This window comes from Noviherbaspirillum aerium, assembly GCF_008929045.1.
Lineage (GTDB): Bacteria > Pseudomonadota > Gammaproteobacteria > Burkholderiales > Burkholderiaceae_D > Noviherbaspirillum > Noviherbaspirillum aerium.
The window spans coordinates 161,162-181,842 of the sequence record NZ_VFAH01000003.1 but is presented as its reverse complement, the minus strand read 5'-3'; the positions used below and the strand labels follow the sequence as shown (position 1 = coordinate 181,842).

Here is a 20,681-nt window from a genome sequence, read left to right as displayed (position 1 = left end):
TCGCATTCAGACTTCGGCATTTCCCATGATCGACATCCAACTCCTCCGCAAAGACATCGACAATGTCGCCGCCCGTCTTGCCGCGCGCAAATTCCAGCTCGATACGGCCGCCTTCAACGCGATGGAAGCCGAGCGCAAGCAGATACAGACCCGTACCGAAGAACTGCAGGGCAAGCGCAATACCCTGTCCAAGCAGATCGGCATGTTGAAGGGAAAGGGGGAGGATGCCTCCGCGGTGATGGCGGAGGTGGCTGGCATCGGGGATGAATTGAAAGCGTCCGCCGAGCGCCTCGACGCCATCCAGGCAAGAATGGGCGAATTCATCCTCGCCGTGCCCAACCTGCCGCATGAGTCGGTTCCTGTGGGCCAGGATGAAAGCGGCAATGTGGAAGTGCGAAAGGTCGGGACGCCGCGCAGCTTCGACTTCGAAGTCAGGGACCATGTCGATGTCGGCGCAGGCCTCGGCCTGGACTTCGATGTCGCCGCCAAGCTCACCGGCTCGCGATTCGCCGTGATGCGGGGCGGCATTGCCCGCCTGCACCGGGCGCTCGCCCAGTTCATGCTTGACACCCACACCGGCGAGCATGGCTATACCGAATGCTACACGCCGTATATCGTCAATGCCGATTCTCTGCGCGGCACCGGTCAGCTGCCGAAATTCGAGGCCGACCTGTTTGCCGTGAAAAAGGGAGGCCAGGAAGGCGAGGGCGAATCGCTCTACCTGATTCCCACCTCCGAAGTGCCGCTGACAAACATGGTGCGCGACGAAATCGTCGCCGCCGATGCGCTGCCGCTCAAGATGACCGCGCATACGCCTTGCTTCCGTTCCGAAGCGGGCAGCTATGGCCGCGACACGCGCGGCATGATCCGCCAGCATCAGTTCGACAAGGTCGAGATGGTGCAGGTCGTGCATCCCGAGAAGTCCTATGAGGCGCTCGAGGAAATGGTGGGGCATGCGGAGAATATTCTGAAGAAGCTCGGCCTGCCATACCGCGTGATCACGCTGTGCACCGGCGACATGGGTTTCGGCGCGGCCAAGACTTATGATCTCGAGGTATGGCTGCCCGCGCAGAACACCTATCGCGAAATTTCCTCGGTATCGAATTGCGAAGCCTTCCAGGCGCGGCGCATGCAGGCGCGCTTCCGCAATGCGCAGGGCAAGCCGGAACTGGTGCATACGCTCAACGGCTCAGGGCTTGCTGTCGGCCGTACCTTGGTAGCCATCCTCGAAAACTACCAGCAAGCCGACGGCAGCATCGAGATTCCCGAAGCGCTGCAGGCTTACATGGGCGGCATCAAGCGCATCAGCCCCGCCGCCTGAGCAAGCCGTCGGCCACGCCGTATTCCGCTGCATTCATGCAGCGGAATACGGGTAAGAACACAGCAAGGCTCAGCTTTCCAATGCCAGTCCCTGGCGACGCTCCACGAACAAGGCGTTGCCGGGGATTTTTTTCGCCTGCTTCTTTGCATCCGCTGCCGCGGCGGCAATCTGGTGATGCGACAGGAAATTCCCCGGCTCGACTTTCACCAGTCCCAGCGACAGGCTGATCAGCGGATGGAAGACCCTGCGCCCGCGCCTGTCCTCGCTGACATAGCCGCCGTTTTCCCTGTCGGTCCGGCTGTAGTGCTCCCTGACGGCGATGCTGAAGGAATCGAGTATGCGGCGGCAGCGGTCTTCCCAATCCTCGCTCTGGAACAGGATGATGAAATCGTCACCGCCGATGTGGCCGATGAAGTCCCGGTTCGGATCGCAATGTTCGGCCAGGGTTCTTCCGGTCAGCTGAATCACGTCGTCGCCCTTGCGATAGCTGTAGACATCATTGAAAGGCTTGAAGTGATCCAGATCCGCATAGCAGGCATAGAAGCGGGCACCGCTCTGCAGCAATCTGTCGATGTGCTCGTTGATCGGCACATTGCCGGGCAATAGCGTCAATGGATTGGCATAGCGCGCGGCATTGATCTGCATCTGCGTAATCTCGCGCATGAGGTCCTGCCCCGTGCCCATGCCGATATAGCGGCCTTCATCGGTAATGATGAAACCATTGGATAGATGATGATGATCTGCCTCCACCATCATCCGGCTCAGTTCCTGCAGGCTGGTGCCCTTGTCGATGATCAGCGGGTAGGGGTCCATGAAGGTGGTGCAGGGCTTCTTGCCGTACACGTCGCGCGAGAACAGGCGCGCGAAGCGGTCGATCAGGTTGGCGCGAATGATGAGTCCGACCGGAATGCCGTCCTGCACGACAGGCACCGTTTGCAGATCCGGCGCGGCGATGAACATGTCGTAGACCTCGGTATTGGTCATCACCGGATTCGCGGTGGGCACCGGTCGCAGCAGCTTTGTGGCGGTAACGACGTTGTATTCGAACGCGCCCTTGTGCGGATAGACGGCGACGCCGTTGCGTTGCAGGGCCGAGGCGACTTCATTCGGGATTTCCGCGCCGGGATGCGGATTGGGCCGGGCGATGTGGTATCCCTGGCCATAGGCAATGCCGAGATCGCGCAGCAGCAGCAGCTCCGCCTGTGTCTCGATCCCCTCGGCGATCGTGACGCTGCCGGATTCCAGCGCGATTTCCAGGATCGAGCGCACGAACTGGAGCTTGACTGGATCCTGATTGATGCCCTGCACGAAATGCATGTCGATCTTCACGTACTCCGGGCGCAATTCCGACCACAGCCGCAGGCTGGAGAAACCTTCTCCCAGATCGTCGATGGCAATCTCGAATCCCATGCCGCGATAGTGCATCACGGCTTCGCGCAGGAGATCGTAATCATACGTCGGCTGGTTCTCGGTCAGCTCGATGATGACCTTGGCCGGGTTGATGCCGAGTTCATCGATGTAGCTCAGCGTCTCGCCATGACGCGCGTGCGGCAGCAGCAGCATTTCCGGGCTGACGTTAAGGAAAAGTTTTCCCGGCAGGCCCAGCTCCGCGAATCGTTCCAGCACGATGCGGCGGCACATGTGTTCGACTTCCACGCTCAGGTTATTGGCGCGCGCCACCTTGAACAGATTCATCGGCGAGTGCAGGGGGCTGTCAGAGGGGCCGCGGATCAGGCCCTCATAACCGGCGATCATGCCTCTTCGCATATCGATGATGGGCTGGAAAAGCGCCGTCAACTGGCGCTGGCTGAGGATTTCGTTCAAGCGTGATAACAGCATGGCGTCCCTGTTTTCCAACTGTTGGCCTGCTTCTTCACCCCGGCCGTTGACGGCATGGCGCTGGAGGCGCAACGGTGCGGCGTCATTGATGAGCGGGGCGGCACCGATCATCCCGGATGCGAGAGCTGTCATGGTCGGATATCCCTGTCCCATTGCGTCACATGCCGCGATGGAGTTTGAAAGCATGCTCAAAACAGTCTTTCTTTTTCTTTGGTCGTGAAGAGATTTTCTTGCTGGGCAAATAATAGTGACTGTTTATGACAGGACGATGATTAAGAGAAAGATAAGAGGGAAAACGAATGGCGGGTGGGATCGCGCCTAGGAATTTCCAGGCCGCACATAAAATCTATACCGTTCGCAAAAGGTGTCTGCTATAATTTCGTGCTCTGCGGCTCCAACCGCAGCAAGACGACCCAAAACGGAAAGGTGGCAGAGTGGTCGAATGTACCTGACTCGAAATCAGGCGTACGGTATCCCCGTACCGAGGGTTCGAATCCCTCCCTTTCCGCCAAACTCACAATAATAAAAAACGTTAGATGTACATAAAGCCGCGATAAGCGGCTTTATTTTTTTCAGGCCTGGTTCCTTGCTGTCCTGAACCTGTGCGGTCCGAAGGCCGGTTAGCGAGGCGGCGTCAGTTTAACTTTCGCCAGTCGTCTGGCATTCGCCGTGGCCCGTGAATGTACCGGCTTGAGGCCATGCTGGGCAAGTTCAGCCACCGACCCGAAGGTGCGCGACCATGCCGCCAAAGGAGCGGCAGCCACCGCCTGCCAGGATTTTGCCTGGCCGCCAAGAGACGCGGCCATCGCCGGATTCAATGCCAGCCGCCAGAACAAGCCTGCACTTGCAGCCCACTGTTCCAGCATCGCACTTCCCATCCGGGATTGCATTGCAAAGAGACGCATTGCCATCGCCGCGGCAGATTCCTGCGCCGCTTCCAGTTTTTCCTGCCCCATCAAGGTGAACTCCTTTCGGTCCCTCGCATTGGGCATCGGTCCGGCCATGGCCATCCGTCCTGTCCGATGGCTGATGACCTGCGCCGATGCAAACAGCATCTCGCCGGTTTTCAAGGCAACCTGAGACCAGACCAGGAGGGGATTGGCGGCGGGGTAGTGCAATCGGCGTACGGACATGAGCATACCTTTTCAGTGCAGAGGTCTGACGGGATTTCCGGACGGGCAATGCCATGACGCCAAGTCCGGCGGAATTCTGCTTTTGAGGCAGAATAGGCAAGGGAAGTTCGTTAAAATTCTGTCATGCAGCCGGACCCCGGAACAGATAATGTCATTCCGTTGTCGGATCGATATCCGGCATATCAGCGGCGGAGCGTCAATGTCATGGCGGCGTCACATTCCACGAATATGGTTTATATCGTTTCCGGCTTTCCTGCATTGCACGCCATGCGGTTCCAGAGCGCAGTTTAGAAAAGGAATAAAAAATGTTTGCTGCGGTAGATCTTGGCTCCAACAGCTTCCGGCTGCATATCGGCAAGCACGACGGTGAATCCATTCGCATCCTGAAAACCGCGCGCGATCCGATCCGCCTGGGCGCCGGCCTGGACAAGGACGGCAACCTGACGCCGCAAGCCATGCAGACGGCGCTTGCCTGCCTGCGCAATTTCCGGACTATTCTCGGGGAATTCTCGCTCGATGCCGTGCGGGTCGTCGCAACCAATACCCTGCGCATCGCCAGAAATGCGGCGGAGTTTCTTCCTCATGCCGAGGAAGCCATCGGCTATCCGATCGAAATCATTTCCGGCGAGGAGGAGGGGCGGCTGATCTATATGGGCGTGGCCAGTATGCTGGCCAGCAAGGAGCGGCGTCTCGTCATCGATATCGGCGGCGGCTCGACCGAACTCATCCTCGGTCATGGCGCCGAGATCGTGCATGTCGATTCCTATGGCATAGGAACGGTGCGACAGAGTGAAACCTTTTTCCCGGAAGGCCGCATTGATGCCGCCGCCTATGATGCCGCGATTCTCGCGGCGCGCACTTATTTCGAGGATGCGGCCACGCCGTATCATCCGAAGCATTGGCGCGCCGCCTATGGCTCTTCCGGCACCATGCGCGCCATTTCGGACGTGATCGCCAAGAACGGCATCGGCGACGGGACAATGTCCCTGAACAATCTGGAGAGGCTCAAGAACCTGCTGATCGGTTACGGCCATGTCAGCAGGATCGGCCTCCTTGGAATCAAGCCGGAACGCGTCATCGTGATGGTGGGCGGCCTCTCGGTGCTCATCGGCGTCATGCAGGAAATCGGCGTTCCCTCCATGACGGCAGTCGACGCGGGACTGCGCATGGGCGTGCTGTGGGACCTCGAACTGCGGGCGACGCGCCGCGACCGGCGCGACCAGTCCGCACATGAATTCATGCGGCGTTTCCAGGCCGACGAGGGCCGCGCCGTGCGGGTGGCCAATACCGCCGCCACGCTGTTCCAGCAGCTCAAACCCGAGTCGGATGTGTATGCGCGCTATCTGTACTGGAGTTCGCTGCTGCATGAAATCGGACTTACGGTATCGCACACCGGCTTCCACAAGCACTCCGCGTACATGGTGGAAAACGCTGATCTTCCCGGTTTCACCACGCGCGAACAGCACTTCATGAGCATGCTGATCCTGGCGCAGAAGGGCAACCTGAAAAAAGTCAGCGATGCCTTGCAGGACGGCGATTTCGCGAAAGCCGTACTGGCTCTGAGACTGGCCGCGATGCTGATGCATTCCCGCATCGATGCCGATGTAAGCCATCTGCGCGTGAGAATGAAGAACCGGATCGAACTCGAACTGGATAATGCATGGCTTGCGGAACACAGGACGCTTTCCTACTGGCTCGACAAGGAGCGCGGTGCCTGGGGCGAAGTCGGGATGGATTTCAATGTCAAGGTCAGTGGCTGAGGGACGCCCTTTGCCGGGCGGCTGATTTCGCCCAGCCATTGGCCGGCCATCGCTCGGTCATCTGCCAGTCACCCTTTGCCTGGCGGTCCGGCGGCCCGCCCATGCCCGATCCGCCGGAAACTTCGCGTGCATAGTTGCACAAAGGGTATAAACGGTATAAATTATTTACACCGTTAAGTGAAATAAGGGAAGACAATGACAAAAAAGGCAGCCTCCTCATCCGCACCGACCGTCAAGCCGCTTTCAAGCGCGGCGGCAAAAAACAAGACGGAGCTCGCGAAGAAACCGGCGGGAGCATTGCTGGCAGTACCGGCCACTACCGGCGATGCACCCGCATCCAAGCCGGCCAAAGCAGCCAAGGCGGCCGTGAAGCCGCCTGCCAAGGAGCCGGCGGCCAAGCATGAAGAAAAGGAAAAGCCGAAAAAACCGAAACTGGTGAGGGACAGTTTCACCATGCCCGAAGCTGAATATGCGGTGCTCGGCCAGGTCAAGAAAGACTGTCTGAAAGCCGGTTTCGAAGTCAAGAAGAGCGAATTGCTGCGTGTCGGCGTGGCGCTGATCCGCCAGCTGGATACGACCAGGCTGAAGGAAGTCCTGGAGACGCTGCCGGCGCTGAAGACAGGTCGTCCGAAAAAATCAAAGTGACGGCGAATGGGTGATTTCAGCCCGACCGGCCTGTGCTCTATGGCCGGTCGCCAGCGCAATGACGGGTATTGAAAGGCATTGACACTCATTGACAGTGCGGCGCTCCGCAGGGTCAATGTTTGTCGATGTCCTCCAAGGAATATCGAGCCCTCTTGTTGTCAAAGATGAACCAATCCGCCCTGTGGACGCTCGAACCGGATAGTTTGGCACAGGCATTGCATCAATGACAGAAAAAGAACAGGCGCAACAGTTATCCAGAACGCGACGGTTCGCGACCGGTTTGCTTTTTGCGATGGCTGCGCTGTTCGTCCTCTCGCGATTGTTCCAGCCGCGATATCCCTTTCTCTCCTTTGTTTCCGCATTCGCCGAAGCGGCGATGGTCGGCGCTCTGGCCGATTGGTTTGCCGTCACGGCCTTGTTCCGTTCACCGCTCAACCTGCCGATTCCCCATACCGCAATCATTCCGCGCAACAAGGACAGAATAGGCGACAGCCTGTCCAATTTCCTTGAGCATAATTTCATTACGCAGGAAATCATCCGGGAAGAGTTGCGGCCGATGGATTTCGCGGGTGCCGCCGCAAGCTGGCTGTCCCGTCCCGAAAATAGCCAGGCTGTTGCAAGGCAGGTCGTGCGCAGCGTGCCGTCATTGCTGCGCGTGATCGAGGATGATGATGTGCGCCAGTTCATGCAGAACCGGCTTGCATCCGCGCTCGAAAGCACCAAGATCGCACCCTTGCTCGCCGAATTGCTGTCGTCGCTGGTTGCCAGCGGACACCATCAGACGCTGTTTCATCATCTGATTGGCATGGCCAGTTCGGCGATGGAAAACAACAAGCCCTATATCCGCTGGAAAATTCACGAGAGCAGTCCGCGCTGGATGCCAAAGGCGGTCGATGAAAAGGTGTATGAACGTCTGCTTGAGGCCATACAGAGCACGCTGGACGAAATGCGTGATGAAGACAGCGAATGGCAGACCCGTTTTCAGCATGTCGCGAATGATTTCATTACCAAGCTGCGTACATCGCCGGAGTACGAGCAGAAAATCGATGCGGTGCTGGGCGACATCCTTGGACATCCGCTGGTACGCGACTATGCGGTACAGATCTGGCACGACATCAAGGCGAAGCTGGTTGCCGATGCGGCGTCACCTGATTCCGCCCTCGCCGCGAAACTGGAGCAGGCAGTCGGAGCCTTCGGAAAAGAACTGCTGGGCGATCAGAACGTGCAGAAGAAACTCAATCAGTGGATACGCATCTTCGCCACCGAAACCATCGTCGGAAGGCGCGAAGACATTGCCGATCTCGTGGCGCGGGTCATCCGCAAATGGGATGCGGAAACCATGTCGCGCAAATTGGAGCTGCATGTCGGCCGCGACCTGCAATATATCCGCATCAACGGCACCATTGTTGGCGGCCTGGTCGGACTGGTGCTGCATGCGATCACGCTGCTGCTATGGCAAAGCGGAGCGTGAACCCTGCTTCACCCGGCTTCCCGGCAATCGCCGGCCGCCATTTCAGCTATGTCATTTTCCCGCCAGATCCGCGCCGAGGATGGCCTTGATGTAAGTGGCTTCGATTTCGTCATCCGCCTTCTGGGCGATCCAGCAGATGCTGCCCTTGCGCATGCTCCAGTCCTGAGCGGCGCCGTTCAGCAGCAGGGTGACGACATGTCCCAGGGTCGGCTGATGCCCGACGATGAGAACCGGCTCCTTGCTGTTCGGCCAGTTGGCGGCTTCTAGGATGGCTTCGGCGGTGGAGTCGGTCGCGAGTGCGGGATGGGTCTTGAACTTGCGGTCCAGCGCCTCGGCGGTTTGTACCGTGCGCACCGCCGGGCTGGACAATATCCTGCAGTTATCCGGCAGGTGGCGATCGAGCCATTCGCCCATTCTGGTCGCCTGCTTCCTTCCCTTTGGCGTCAATGCGCGTTCGGCATCCGGCTTGGGCGTTTCGTGCGGCTCGGCTTCGGCATGCCGCCATAGAATGAGTTCCATGTTCGCTCCTTGGTCAATGGCGAAGCTCCGGGTTGCCGAGCAGCTGCGCCAGGTATTGCTGGGCGCAGAAAGCATGCTGCTTTCCGCGCGGCTTGCGCCTGTGATATTTGCCGTCGGCGGCCAGTTCCCAGGCATTCATATTGTCTTTCAGGTACGGATTGAGCCCTTGTGCAATCACCTGTTTCTTCAATGTCTTGTCGAGCACGGGGAATGCCACTTCCACCCGCCTGAACAGATTGCGGTTCATCCAGTCGGCGCTGGCAAGATAGACGTCGTGCGCGAGATTGTTGCGGAAATAATAGATGCGGCTGTGTTCCAGGAAGCGCCCGACGATGGAACGCACCCGTATGTTTTCCGACAGTCCCGGCACGCCGGGACGCAACGCGCATGCGCCCCGGACGATGAGATCGATTTTCACGCCGTCGGATGAGGCTGCGTAGAGTGCGCGGATCACGGACTCGTCGAGCAGGGCATTCATCTTGGCGATGATGCGCGCCGGCTTGCCCTGCTTGGCGATTTCGGCTTCATTTCTGATGGCGCGAATGATTTCCTTCTGCAGATCGAATGGCGCCAGCCACAGGTATTGCAGTTTTTTCGGTTTGGTCAGGCTGGTCAGGTGAATGAAGACTTCATTGACTTCCGCGGTCAGCGCAGGATGGGCGGTCAGCAGCCCGAAGTCGGTATAGTGTTTGGTCGTGGTCGGGTGATAATTGCCGGTGCCGAGATGGGCGAACCTGCGCAATTCATTGTCTTCCCGCCGCAGCACCAGCGCCAGTTTCGCATGCGTCTTCAGGCCGACCACGCCATACACTACCTGCGCGCCGGCACGCTCGAGTTTCTCCGCCCAATTGATATTGGCTTCCTCGTCGAAGCGCGCCATCAATTCGACGATGACGGTAACTTCCTTGCCGCGATGGGCCGCCGCGATCAGCGACTCCATCAGGTCGGAGTTCATGCCGGTGCGGTAGATGGTCTGCTTGATCGCCACGACATTCGGGTCGAGCGCGGCGGTGCGGATAAATTCGACCACCGGCTGGAAGGACTGGAAAGGGTGGTGCAGCAGCACATCCTGCTGCTTGAGGGTGCCAAAGATGTCTCCGTCAGCAAGGCGGGGCAGCAAGCCCGGATTGAATGTGGGGAAATGCAGGCTCGGCTGCTGTACGCCATTGATCAGCTCAAGCAGGCGCACCATGTTGACCGGACCATCGACAGCATAGAGCCTGCTGCGCGGAATCGAAAACTGTCCGAGCAGGAAATCGGCGAGGTGACGTGGGCAATTGCGGGCAACCTCGAGGCGTACCGCAAAACCGAATTGCCGGCTGTGCAATTCGCTCTGCAAGGCTTGCCGCAGATTTTTCACCTCTTCTTCGTCTACCCAGAGGTCGCTGTTGCGTGTTACCCGGAACTGGGAATACCCGATCACCTCGCGACCGGTGAACAGATCGGTAATGTGCGCATGAATGACAGACGACAAAAGACAGAATGATGCGCCGCCTTTTTTCGACAGATGATCCGGCAGGCGTATCACACGGGGCAGCACGCGAGGCGCTTTCAGGATGGCAATTCCGGTCCCGCGGCCAAAGGCATCCTTGCCGGAGAGTTCCACGATGAAATTGAGACTCTTGTTGACGACTTGTGGAAAAGGGTGCGCCGGATCCAGTCCGATCGGCGTCAGCAGCGGCCGTACTTCGCGATCGAAATACTCCTTGACCCACGCCCGCTGCTCCTCGTTGCGATCGGAGTGCCGCAGCAGGTGAATGCCGGAGTCCGCCAGCCGGGGCAAGATTTCATTGTTCAGCAGGTTGTATTGCCGTTCGATAATGGCATGGCATTCATCGCCGGTACGTTCCAGCGCGGCTGTCAGAGCAGGGGGCTCCGTCAGGGCGCCCTGCATCCGGTTATGGGCGAGCAGGCTGGCGATGCGTACTTCGAAGAATTCATCCAGGTTGCTGCTCACAATGCACAGATACCGGAGTCGTTCAAGCAATGGAATGTCTTTATCCTCCGCCTGAGCAAGTACGCGGCGATTGAAGGCAAGTTGGGAAAGCTCGCGGTTCAGGTAAATATTTTCGGGAACGTCTGCTGTGGTCGTTTTCGCTTTCGGCATTTCACGGTGTGTCTTCTTATTCATTACCGGTAAACCGTTCCATAGGTCAATTTTGCGGCAGTGTAGTCGCCCAATATGACAAGTTGATGACAGAATTACAGCCCATTTCCCCATTTATGACATAGCTTTCCGTTACTGTCATAAAGCTGTCACAATTGTTGGCTACAGTTCGCCCTGTCTGATTTTGACGAACCTCATGGAGCAGATATGCGACTGAATAAATTCATCACCTCGATGATGATCGCTGCGGGTAGCACCCTCATGTTTTCTGGTGCGATCGCGGCCGATATCACCGGCGCGGGCGCAACCTTCCCTTACCCTATCTATGCAAAGTGGGCTGAAGAATACAAGAAGGCCACCGGCAACGGCCTGAATTACCAGTCGATCGGCTCCGGCGGCGGCATCAAGCAGATCAAGGCCAAGACAGTCGACTTCGGCGCGTCCGACATGCCGCTCAAGGCCGAGGATCTGGAGACGGACGGCCTGATGCAGTTTCCGGCGATCATGGGCGGGGTGGTGCCGGTAGTGAATGTGGAAGGCATTGCTCCTGGTCAACTCAAATTGACTGGTCAGGTTGTCGCCGACATCTATCTCGGCAAGATCACCAAGTGGAATGCTCCTGAAATCGCTGCGCTCAACCCCGGCGTCAAGCTGCCCGCGGACGATATCACCGTCATTCACCGGGCTGACGGCTCGGGCACCTCCTTCCTGTTCACCGATTACCTGTCCAAGTCCAGTCCCGACTTCAAGGCGAAGGTCGGCGCGGGCACGGCGGTCAAGTGGCCGACCGGCGTGGGCGGCAAGGGTAATGAAGGTGTCGCGGCCAATGTCCAGCGCATCAAGAACTCGATCGGCTACGTCGAGTACGCGTATGCGAAGAAGAACAAGATGTCGCATGCCCAGCTGAAGAACCGTGACGGCCAGTTCGTCCAGCCGGATGATGAATCCTTCAAGGCCGCCGCGGCAGGGGCCGACTGGACCAAGACTCCCGGTTTCGCCGTGGTGCTGACAGACCAGGCCGGCAAGAGCAGCTGGCCGATCACCGGTGCCTCCTTCATCCTGATGCACAAGAACCAGGTGGATACCGCCAAGGGCAAGGAAGTGCTGAAATTCTTTGACTGGGCTTACAAGAACGGCGGCGCCATGGCCACCGACCTCGAATATGTTGCGATGCCCGCGCCGGTGGTGAAACTGGTGCAGGATGCCTGGAAGTCCCAGGTCAAGGATGCCGCCGGCAAGGCGCTCTGGTAAGAATCCGCGCCAGGCTTGGTCCTGGCGCGCTGAACCGCTGCGACCATGCCTGCCCGCATGGACATCATGGTCGCAGCCTCATTTGGCCCGAGGGCACACGGCATTATGAATGCACATCTCTCCACGATTGCTTCGTCCGGCACAAACCACGTGCAGGTGACGAAAGAGCAGGAAGCCGCTTCCAAAGCCATGGTATCGACCATGCGCAAGCAGCGGCTTCAGGATTTCCTGTTTCACAAAGTTACGCTGGCATTTGCGCTCAGCGTCCTGATCGTCCTGGTCGGCATCATCGTTTCCCTGATCATCGGCGCCTGGCCGGCACTCAAGGAGTTCGGGCCTGCTTTCGTGACTACCGTCGAATGGGATCCGGTCAATGACCAGTACGGCGCGCTGATCGCCATCGTCGGCACGCTGGCGACCTCGCTGATCGCGCTGCTGATCGCTTTTCCCATCAGCTTCGGCATCGCGCTCTTCCTGACCGAAATCTGCCCGGCCACGCTGCGCCGTCCGCTGGGCACCGCCGTCGAACTGCTGGCCGGCGTGCCCAGCATCATTTACGGCATGTGGGGCCTGTTCGTGTTTGCCCCGCTGTTCGGCGACCATGTGCAGCCCTTCCTGAAAGGCACGCTGGGCCAGCTGCCGGTCATCGGCCAGCTGTTCCAGGGGCCGATGATGGGCATCGGCATCCTGACCGCCGGACTCATTCTCGCCGTGATGATCATTCCCTTCATCGCCTCGGTCATGCGCGACGTGTTCGAAATCGTTCCCGCAGTGCTCAAGGAATCGGCCTACGGACTGGGCTGCACGCGCTGGGAAGTCGTGCGCAAGATCGTGCTGCCCTACACCAAGACCGGCGTCGTCGGCGGCGTCATGCTCGGCCTGGGCCGCGCGCTCGGCGAAACCATGGCGGTGACCTTCGTCATCGGCAATGCGCACAAGCTGTCCTGGTCGCTCTTCGCCGCCGGCAACAGCATCGCCTCGACGCTGGCCAACGAGTTTGCCGAAGCCGAATCGAAGCTGCATGTATCGTCCCTGTTCGCACTGGGGCTTATTCTCTTTGTCATTACCTTCATCGTCCTGTCCGCTGCCAAGCTGATGCTCATGGGCATGGCGCGCAAGGAAGGAGCCAAATCGTGAATCCCGTCTATCGCCGCCGCCTGCTGGCGCACCGTATCGGTATTGCGCTGTCCATCGGCGCCATGGCCGTCGGCCTGCTGTTCCTCGGCTGGATCCTGTTCACCCTGCTGATCAAGGGATTCAGCGCACTGAGCATCGCCATGTTCACCGAAACCACGCCGGCACCTGGCGGGGACGGCGGCGGCCTGATCAATGCGATCGTGGGCAGCCTGCTGATGGTGGGCGCGGCAACCCTGGTCAGCACGCCGATCGGCATCCTGGCCGGCATCTACCTGGCCGAATACGGCGAGGAAAGCTGGCTGGCGCAGATCACCCGCTTCGTCACCGACATCATGCTGTCGGCGCCGTCCATCGTGATCGGCCTGTTCGTCTACGCGATCTATGTTGCCAATGTACGGCACTTTTCCGGATGGGCCGGCACCTTCGCCATTTCGCTGATCGCCATCCCGGTGATCGTGCGCACGACCGACAACATGCTCAAGCTGGTGCCGAGCAGCCTGCGCGAAGCCGCTTTCTCGCTGGGCGCGCCGCGCTGGAAGGTCGCGATGATGGTGCGCCTGCGTGCAGTAAAGGCAGGCGTCATCACCGGCGTGCTGCTGGCGGTGGCACGCATCTCGGGCGAGACGGCGCCGCTGCTGTTTACCGCATTGAACAACCAGTTCTTCAGCGCCAACATGAACGCGCCGATGGCTAACCTGCCGGTCGTGATCTACCAGTTCGCGATGAGCCCGTACGACAACTGGCGCGAACTTGCCTGGGGCGGCGCGCTGCTGATTACGTTCAGCGTGCTGGGCCTGAATATCCTGTCGCGCACTTTGTTCAGCCAGAAAATTCCTAACTGACATGATGACTTCTACCAATTCGCAGCTCGTACCGCCGACGCTTGAAATCTCCGGCCTGAATTTTTACTACGGCAGCTTTCAGGGCTTGAAAAACGTCAACCTGAACGTCTACGAGAAAAAGGTGACGGCCTTCATCGGCCCGTCGGGTTGCGGCAAGTCGACCCTGCTTCGCACGCTCAACCGCATGTATGACCTGTATCCAGGCCAGCGCGCCGAGGGCAAGATCATCTACAACGGCCGCAACATTCTCGACCCGGGACAGGACGTCAACATGCTGCGCGCCAAGGTTGGCATGGTGTTCCAGAAGCCGACGCCGTTTCCGATGTCCGTCTACGAAAACATTGCCTTCGGCGTGCGCCTCTATGAAAACCTGTCCAGGGGCGAGATGGATGAGCGCGTCGAATGGGCACTGAAGAAAGCCGCGTTGTGGGGCGAGGTCAAGGACAAGCTCAACAAGAGCGGCCTGAGCCTGTCCGGCGGACAGCAGCAGCGCCTGTGCATCGCACGCGGCGTTGCGGTCAAGCCGGATGTGCTGCTGCTGGATGAACCGACTTCGGCGCTCGATCCGATTTCGACGGTGAAGATCGAAGAACTGATCCACGAATTGAAACAGGATTACACCATCGCCATCGTGACTCACAACATGCAGCAGGCTGCGCGCTGCTCGGATTACACTGCTTACATGTATCTTGGGGAACTCGTCGAGTTCGGCGAAACCGACCAGATTTTCATGAATCCGGCGAAAAAGGAAACGCAGGACTACATCACCGGTCGTTTCGGCTGAAGCAGCGTTGAAACAGTGCCATACCAATTCCGGCCATGCATTGGCGCGGGATTGGGATAAGCTAACCACGAATCATTACGGAGAACCTGATGCCAGGCGATCACTCTTCTAAGCAATACGACATGGATCTGGAAGCGATCCGCTCCAAGGTTCTGCTGATGGGCGGCATGGTGGAAAGCCAGTTCAACGACGCGATCAACTGCTTCCGTACCGGCAATATCGCGCAAGCCGAACAGGTCATCAAGGGCGACGAAAACGTCAACAAGCTGGAAGTGTCGCTCGATGATACCTGCAGCCATCTCATCGTCAAGCGCCAGCCGGCCGCCAATGACCTGCGCACGGTGATGGCCACGCTGAAGGTGATTACCGATCTGGAGCGCATCGGCGACGAAGCCACCAAGATCGCCCGCACCGCGAAAAACCTGCATGAGCGTGGCACCGTCGGCGTGCTGAATCATTACGAGTCGGTCAGGGTGCTGGCCGCCAGCGCCGCCGAATCGCTGCATGATGCGCTGGATGCCTTCGCCCGCCTGGACGACAAGCAGGCCGCGCGCATCATTTCCCACGACGATGTGATCGACCATGAATTCCGTGCGATTACCCGCACGATGATTACGTTCATGATGGAAGATCCCCGTACGATTTCCGCGGCGCTTGATACCCTGTGGGTGGCCAAGGCGATCGAGCGGATCGGCGATCATGCAAAGAACATTGCCGAATATGTCATCTATATCGTCGAAGGCAAGGATATCCGGCATACCGATTACGTCTATACCAAGCTCGACACTTCCGTCTAATCATGGCCGTTGACAAGACCACAATCCTGATCGTTGAAGACGAACCGCCCATCATCGAGCTGGTGTCCTTTACGCTGAAGGAGGCAGGCTGGAATTGCACCGCGGCCCATACGGCAAGCGAGGCATGGGAATTCATGCAGCTGCGCACGCCGCACCTGGTGCTGCTGGACTGGATGCTGCCCGACCAGTCCGGCCTGCGCCTCTTGTCCCGTATCCGCGGCGACCGCCAGATGCAGGCGCTGCCGGTCATCATGCTGACGGCGAAAAGCATGGAGGAAGACAAGATCGCCGGCCTCGACAATGGTGCGGACGACTACATCACCAAGCCGTTCTCGCCGCGAGAACTGACTTCCCGCATCAAGGCCCTGCTGCGTCGCAAGAGCCCCGAGCATGCGCAGACGCCAATGAGCATCGGTCCGGTGACGCTGGACCCGATCAGCTGCTCGGTCATGCTCAACGAGCAGAAGATCGATATTGGCCACGCCGAGTACAAGCTGCTCAAGTTCTTCCTTGCCCATCCGGAAAGGGTGTTTTCCCGCAGCCAGCTGCTGGACAAGGTGTGGGGCGATCATGTGGCCATCGAGGAACGTACCGTCGACGTTCACGTGCTGCGACTGCGCAAGGCGCTCAAGGATGCCGAGTCGCTCATCAAGACCGTGCGCAGCGTCGGTTACATGCTGTCTGAAAAATAGTCCGGCCCGACATGAATCCACGGTTGATTTTCTGGATACCCGCAGTGCTGCGCCTGGCCATCATCCTGGCCGGCGGGGGCGTTGTCTGGTATTTCTTCGGTGCGGTATGGGGGCTGGCGGCAGCCCTCGGTGGCTTGTGCGTGCTGCTTGTGGTGCAACTGCATTATCTGTATCAGCTTGCCGACTGGCTTGATCATCCCAGCAGCGCCAGGCTGCCGGACGGATGGGGCGCCTGGACCGATATCTTCTCCCGGCTTTACAAGCTGCGGCGCGGCGACGAACGCAACCAGGCCGAGCTTGCCGAATGGCTGGCCCGCTTCCGACAGGCGATGAGCCTGCTGCCGGACGGCGTCGTTATCATGGATGACGTGCTGTTTCTCGAATGGTGCAATCCGGCCGCCGAAAGACACCTCGGCCTGCATCTGGACCGCGACAAGGGCATGCGCGTCACCAATCTCATCCGCAGTCCGGAATTCATCGATTACATTATCCTCGGGCGCTATGAACAGCCGCTCACCCTAGCGGTGCGCGACCGCAAGCTGATCGTCCAGATCATTCCCTTCGAAAACAGGCGCCAGATCCTGGTAACGCATGATGCGACGGAATCGGACCGCATCGAAACCATGCGCCGCGATTTCGTTGCCAATGCTTCCCATGAACTGCGCACGCCGCTGACGGTCATCAACGGTTTCCTGGAAATCGCCTGCAGCCAGCCCAATCTGGACGTGAAAACCCGGATGAGCCATCTCAAGCTCATGAGCGAACAGGGGCATCGCATGCAAAACCTGGTGGAGGACATGCTGACCCTGACCAGGCTCGAGTCGGTCGATTATCCGCTGCGATCCGAGCGGGTCGACATGGAGTTGCTGGTGGAGCAGATCCAGCAGGACGCCAATGCCCTCTCTAACGGCCGCCATCAGATCACGCTGGAAATCAGCGGCCCCGACATCAAGGGCAACACCGAAGAATTGCGAAGCGCTTTCGGCAATCTTGTTTCGAATGCCATCCGGTACACGCCCGAAAACGGCGCAATTCATATTTCATGGAGAATGGGCGACGATGGTCCGCAATTCGCCGTACGCGACAATGGCATCGGCATTCGGCCGGAGCATATCTCTCGCCTAACGGAACGCTTCTATCGGGTCGACAAGAGCCGTTCTCGCGAGACGCAAGGCACCGGACTCGGATTGGCGATCGTCAAGCATGTGCTGCTGCGTCACAATGCCGCGCTGGCAATCGACTCCGAACCGGAGAAGGGCAGCACATTCACGGTACGCTTCCCGCGCCGGATGATCGTGGAATCGTTTGCGGAAAAGACAGTGAAGGCGTGAGGCCGATCTGCGGCAGTTGCATCGGATACCAGCTACGTCATACCATCCTGAATGAGGTTTGACGGATTTTTCGGCTGGCAAGGCGGAGGCGGCAGCTCGAAAATTCATGGCGGAGGTAATGGACAATGGATGTCCGGCGCAACGCGGCCAGGCCGAAACAGATGCGGTCTCATGGCATGCGATGAAGCGGGATTGGCATGAAGCAGGGCGGGCAGCGGCAGAGCCGGCCAACAAAAGAGAAATGAAAATCGGCGCTTCATGCGCCGATTTTTATTGAGGCGGCAGATGCCGCCCATCGTTACTTGTGTGGCTTCCGTGGCTGCCTATTATTTGTATCCGACCCGGTCCAGGATCTTTTGCGCGGCAATCTGGTTCTTGCCGATGGTGGCGATGGACACATTCTCCGCCTTGAACTTGCCCAGCGACTCCAGGGCCGGATTGGCCGCCACAGCGGATTTCACTACCGGCCACTCGTTATTGCCGTTGGCGAAATAACCCTGGGCTTCATCGCTGGCCAGATATTCGAGGAACTTGACTGCGGCATCCCGATGCGGCGCATTCTTGGCGACACCGCCGCCCGAAATGTTCAGATGGGTCCCGGACGTTTTCTGGTTGGGCCAGATGAAGCCGACTTTGCTGATCAGTTCCTTGTCTTCCGGCTTGTTGGAGCGCAGCAGGCGCACGTAATAATAGGTGTTCGTCACCGCGACGCCGCATTCGCCGGAAGCCACGCCCTTGATCTGGTCGGTGTCGCCGCCGCGCGGAGGACGGGCGAAATTGTTTACCACGCCTTGCGCCCATTTCTCGGTCGCTGCTTCGCCGTTGCGCTCGATCATCGAACCGATCATCGACAGCATGTAGGGATGGGAGCCGGAACGGGTGCAGACCTTGCCCTTGTTCTTGGAATCGGCCAGCGATTCATAGGTCGACACATCTTCCGGGTTCACGCTGGCCTTGTTGTAGACAATGACGCGTCCGCGTGTCGAGAAGCCATACCATTCGGAGCCGTTGCCGTCATCCTTGCCGCGCAGGTTGGCGGGGATGCGCGTGTCCAGCACCTTGGATTTGACAGGCTGGAACAAGCCATCGATCTGCGCTCGCCACAAGCGTGCGGCGTCGACCATGAGGATGACGTCGGCAGGGCTGTTCTTGCCTTCGTTTCTCAGTCTTTCCAGCAGGGGATTGTCTTCCGCCTCGATGCGGTTGATCTTGATGCCGGTTTGCTTGGTGAAATTCGAGTAGAGCTGTTCGTCCGTCTGATAATGGCGCGAGGAGTAGAGGTTAAGTACATTCTCCTGTGCAACGGCCGACGATGACGCTGCGACCACGACAAATGCGGCGACAGACAAACTTTTTGCGAAACGATCCGTCATGATGCTGAGGCTCCTTTTGTGAATGTGAATTTCTTGTCGCGCAAGTATAACCCGTTTGATAACGAACGCTAATCATTCTCATTAAGCGGCATGCCCGCCCGTCGGGATGCGTCCGATACAATAGGTGTCCGTCGCGGAGTGGGGAGAAGCAACTCCGTATTGTCGTCTTGTCATTCAACACGTATTTATGCTTTTTTCCAGAAGTGGTATCACCATCGTCCTGTCGATGTCTCTGCTGGCGGCAGGATGTTCCAGCATCTCGCCTTCGGCAAAATCCCCGGCCTCGCCGGTTCAGGCGCCGTCCGCATCCAACACTCCGCGCAGCGTGAAGATCGGCCTGGCCCTCGGCGGTGGCGCGGCGCGCGGTTTTGCGCATATCGGCGTCATCAAGGCGCTCGAAGCCCAGGGCATCGTGCCCGATATCGTCGTAGGTACGAGTGCCGGCAGTCTGGTCGGGGCCTTGTATGCCGCCGGCAATAACGGCTTTGCGCTGCACAAGATGGCGCTGGAAATGGACGAGGCTGCCATCTCGGACTGGTCGGTTCCGCTGTTCGCCAAGGCGACCGGCGTGCTCAAGGGCGAAGCCTTGCAGGGTTACGTCAACCGAAGCGTCAACAATGTGCCGATTGAAAAGCTCCGGATTCCCTTCGGCGCGGTCGCCACCGACCTCAACAGCGGTGCGCCGATCCTGTTCCGCCGCGGGAATACCGGCCTGGCGGTTCGCGCTTCATCGGCTGTGCCGAGCGTATTCCAGCCCGTGCGCATCAACGACCATTCCTATGTGGATGGCGGGCTGGTATCACCGGTGCCGGTACGCTTTGCCCGGGAAATGGGCGCGGACTTTGTGATTGCGGTGAACATTTCATCGCAGCCGGATGCGCAACCTGCGTCCAGTTCCGTGGATGTTCTCCTGCAGACCTTCGCCATCATGGGACAAAGCATCAATCACTATGAACTGCGCGATGCGGATGTCGTGATCCAGCCGCGGCTCGGCACCATGAAGGGCAACGACTTTCCAGGGCGAAACAACGCGATTCTTGCGGGTGAGCAGGCAACCGCCCAGCTTCTGCCCGAACTGCGCAAAAAACTGGCTACAAAACGCGGACAGGCGCTTTAGCGTGAAGCCGGGAGTTGGCCGGTAGGGGGAATTCTATTCGGCGGGCTGGTTGATCCGCCGGGCGCCGTTGAAGCGGCTTTTCCAATAACTGATATCCATGCTTTCGATGCGCACCTTTCCGCCCGCCGAAGGCGCATGAATGAACCGGTTGTCTCCCAGATAGATCCCCACATGGGAGAAACCGCGGCGCAAGGTGTTATAGAAGACGAGGTCGCCAGGCTGCAGCTCGCTCGGCTCGACATTCTGACCGACCCGGCTGATTTCCTCCGAGGTGCGAGGAAGCTCGGCTCCAGTGACCTGCTTGAAGACATAACGTACCAGCCCGCTGCAATCCAGGCCGCTTTCAGGAGCGTTGCCGCCGTACTGATACCGGATGCCGATCATGGTCATCGCGTGCAGCGCCAGCTCTGACGCGCGCGAGGTGATGCCTTGCAGTTTCGCCAACGGGCCTGATGGCTGGGGTGGCGGCGTTTCGCTGGCATATGCGGGAGCCGTAATGAACATGGCAAGAGCCAGCGAGGACATTCCAAATTTCACACATCCCTGAATTCCGCGCGTTGTT

At 58.9% G+C, this 20,681-nt stretch carries 19 protein-coding genes and 1 tRNA gene; 14 read left to right on the top strand and 6 right to left on the bottom strand.

Annotation, left to right across the window (positions count from 1 at the left end; translation table 11 throughout):
- Positions 1-25: 25 nt before the first annotated feature.
- Complete coding sequence (serS, locus tag FH061_RS06660; RefSeq protein WP_151634260.1) at positions 26-1,321, top strand: serine--tRNA ligase; 1,296 nt, start codon at positions 26-28, stop codon at positions 1,319-1,321.
- Between the two features lie 69 nt (positions 1,322-1,390).
- Here the strand turns inward: serS and FH061_RS06655 are convergent, their stop codons facing one another.
- Positions 1,391-3,292, bottom strand: coding sequence for a GGDEF domain-containing protein (locus FH061_RS06655; RefSeq protein WP_404822428.1), 1,902 nt, complete (start codon positions 3,290-3,292; stop codon positions 1,391-1,393).
- A gap of 288 nt (positions 3,293-3,580) precedes the next feature.
- Between FH061_RS06655 and FH061_RS06650 the strand changes: the two genes are divergently transcribed.
- Positions 3,581-3,671, top strand: a tRNA-Ser gene (locus FH061_RS06650).
- A gap of 109 nt (positions 3,672-3,780) precedes the next feature.
- Here FH061_RS06650 and FH061_RS06645 read toward each other — a convergent pair.
- Positions 3,781-4,293, bottom strand: coding sequence for a polyhydroxyalkanoate granule-associated phasin (locus tag FH061_RS06645; protein WP_151634258.1), 513 nt, complete (start codon positions 4,291-4,293; stop codon positions 3,781-3,783).
- A gap of 305 nt (positions 4,294-4,598) precedes the next feature.
- Between FH061_RS06645 and FH061_RS06640 the strand changes: the two genes are divergently transcribed.
- The 3 genes from FH061_RS06640 to FH061_RS06630 all read left to right on the top strand — a co-directional run bounded on the left by FH061_RS06640 (position 4,599) and on the right by FH061_RS06630 (position 8,169).
- Positions 4,599-6,053, top strand: a complete 1,455-nt coding sequence (locus FH061_RS06640) for a Ppx/GppA phosphatase family protein (protein ID WP_151634256.1) — start codon at positions 4,599-4,601, stop codon at positions 6,051-6,053.
- A 195-nt stretch (positions 6,054-6,248) separates the two neighbouring features.
- Entirely contained in the window at positions 6,249-6,698 is a 450-nt protein-coding gene (locus FH061_RS06635) for a hypothetical protein (RefSeq protein WP_151634254.1), read from the top strand.
- Positions 6,699-6,921: 223 nt separating this feature from the next.
- On the top strand, positions 6,922-8,169 hold the full coding sequence (locus FH061_RS06630; protein WP_151634252.1) for a DUF445 domain-containing protein: 1,248 nt from the start codon (positions 6,922-6,924) through the stop codon (positions 8,167-8,169).
- A 51-nt stretch (positions 8,170-8,220) separates the two neighbouring features.
- Here the strand turns inward: FH061_RS06630 and FH061_RS06625 are convergent, their stop codons facing one another.
- Complete coding sequence (locus tag FH061_RS06625) at positions 8,221-8,688, bottom strand: SixA phosphatase family protein (protein WP_151634250.1); 468 nt, start codon at positions 8,686-8,688, stop codon at positions 8,221-8,223.
- A 13-nt stretch (positions 8,689-8,701) separates the two neighbouring features.
- A complete protein-coding gene (gene ppk1, locus FH061_RS06620; RefSeq protein ID WP_151634627.1) occupies positions 8,702-10,795 on the bottom strand; it encodes a polyphosphate kinase 1 in 2,094 nt (697 codons plus the stop codon).
- 207 nt (positions 10,796-11,002) lie between these two features.
- Here ppk1 and pstS point away from each other — a divergent pair, with 207 nt between their 5' ends.
- From pstS to FH061_RS06580, 8 genes are all read left to right on the top strand, one after another.
- Positions 11,003-12,046, top strand: a complete 1,044-nt coding sequence (gene pstS / locus FH061_RS06615) for a phosphate ABC transporter substrate-binding protein PstS (RefSeq protein ID WP_151634248.1) — start codon at positions 11,003-11,005, stop codon at positions 12,044-12,046.
- Between the two features lie 105 nt (positions 12,047-12,151).
- Positions 12,152-13,183, top strand: coding sequence for a phosphate ABC transporter permease subunit PstC (gene pstC, locus FH061_RS06610; RefSeq protein ID WP_151634246.1), 1,032 nt, complete (start codon positions 12,152-12,154; stop codon positions 13,181-13,183).
- Entirely contained in the window at positions 13,177-14,025 is an 849-nt protein-coding gene (pstA, locus tag FH061_RS06605) for a phosphate ABC transporter permease PstA (protein ID WP_151634625.1), read from the top strand. Before pstC ends, pstA begins: the two co-directional genes overlap by 7 nt.
- A gap of 1 nt (position 14,026) precedes the next feature.
- Positions 14,027-14,809 (top strand): phosphate ABC transporter ATP-binding protein PstB, encoded by a 783-nt coding sequence (gene pstB / locus FH061_RS06600; protein ID WP_151634244.1) that lies wholly within the window; start codon positions 14,027-14,029, stop codon positions 14,807-14,809.
- A gap of 89 nt (positions 14,810-14,898) precedes the next feature.
- On the top strand, positions 14,899-15,606 hold the full coding sequence (gene phoU / locus FH061_RS06595; protein ID WP_151634242.1) for a phosphate signaling complex protein PhoU: 708 nt from the start codon (positions 14,899-14,901) through the stop codon (positions 15,604-15,606).
- Positions 15,607-15,608: 2 nt separating this feature from the next.
- Positions 15,609-16,298, top strand: coding sequence for a response regulator (locus FH061_RS06590; protein WP_151634240.1), 690 nt, complete (start codon positions 15,609-15,611; stop codon positions 16,296-16,298).
- A gap of 11 nt (positions 16,299-16,309) precedes the next feature.
- A complete protein-coding gene (gene phoR, locus FH061_RS06585; protein ID WP_151634238.1) occupies positions 16,310-17,629 on the top strand; it encodes a phosphate regulon sensor histidine kinase PhoR in 1,320 nt (439 codons plus the stop codon).
- 58 nt (positions 17,630-17,687) lie between these two features.
- Complete coding sequence (locus FH061_RS06580) at positions 17,688-17,906, top strand: hypothetical protein (RefSeq protein WP_151634236.1); 219 nt, start codon at positions 17,688-17,690, stop codon at positions 17,904-17,906.
- A gap of 49 nt (positions 17,907-17,955) precedes the next feature.
- Here the strand turns inward: FH061_RS06580 and FH061_RS06575 are convergent, their stop codons facing one another.
- The gene (locus tag FH061_RS06575; protein WP_151634234.1) at positions 17,956-19,002 is read right to left on the bottom strand and encodes a Fe(3+) ABC transporter substrate-binding protein; all 1,047 of its coding nucleotides are present in this window, start codon (positions 19,000-19,002) and stop codon (positions 17,956-17,958) included.
- A 187-nt stretch (positions 19,003-19,189) separates the two neighbouring features.
- Here FH061_RS06575 and FH061_RS06570 point away from each other — a divergent pair, with 187 nt between their 5' ends.
- Positions 19,190-20,119 (top strand): patatin-like phospholipase family protein, encoded by a 930-nt coding sequence (locus FH061_RS06570; RefSeq protein WP_151634232.1) that lies wholly within the window; start codon positions 19,190-19,192, stop codon positions 20,117-20,119.
- Between the two features lie 33 nt (positions 20,120-20,152).
- Here the strand turns inward: FH061_RS06570 and FH061_RS06565 are convergent, their stop codons facing one another.
- A complete protein-coding gene (locus FH061_RS06565) occupies positions 20,153-20,623 on the bottom strand; it encodes a C40 family peptidase (protein ID WP_225984528.1) in 471 nt (156 codons plus the stop codon).
- Between the last annotated feature and the right edge of the window lie 58 nt (positions 20,624-20,681).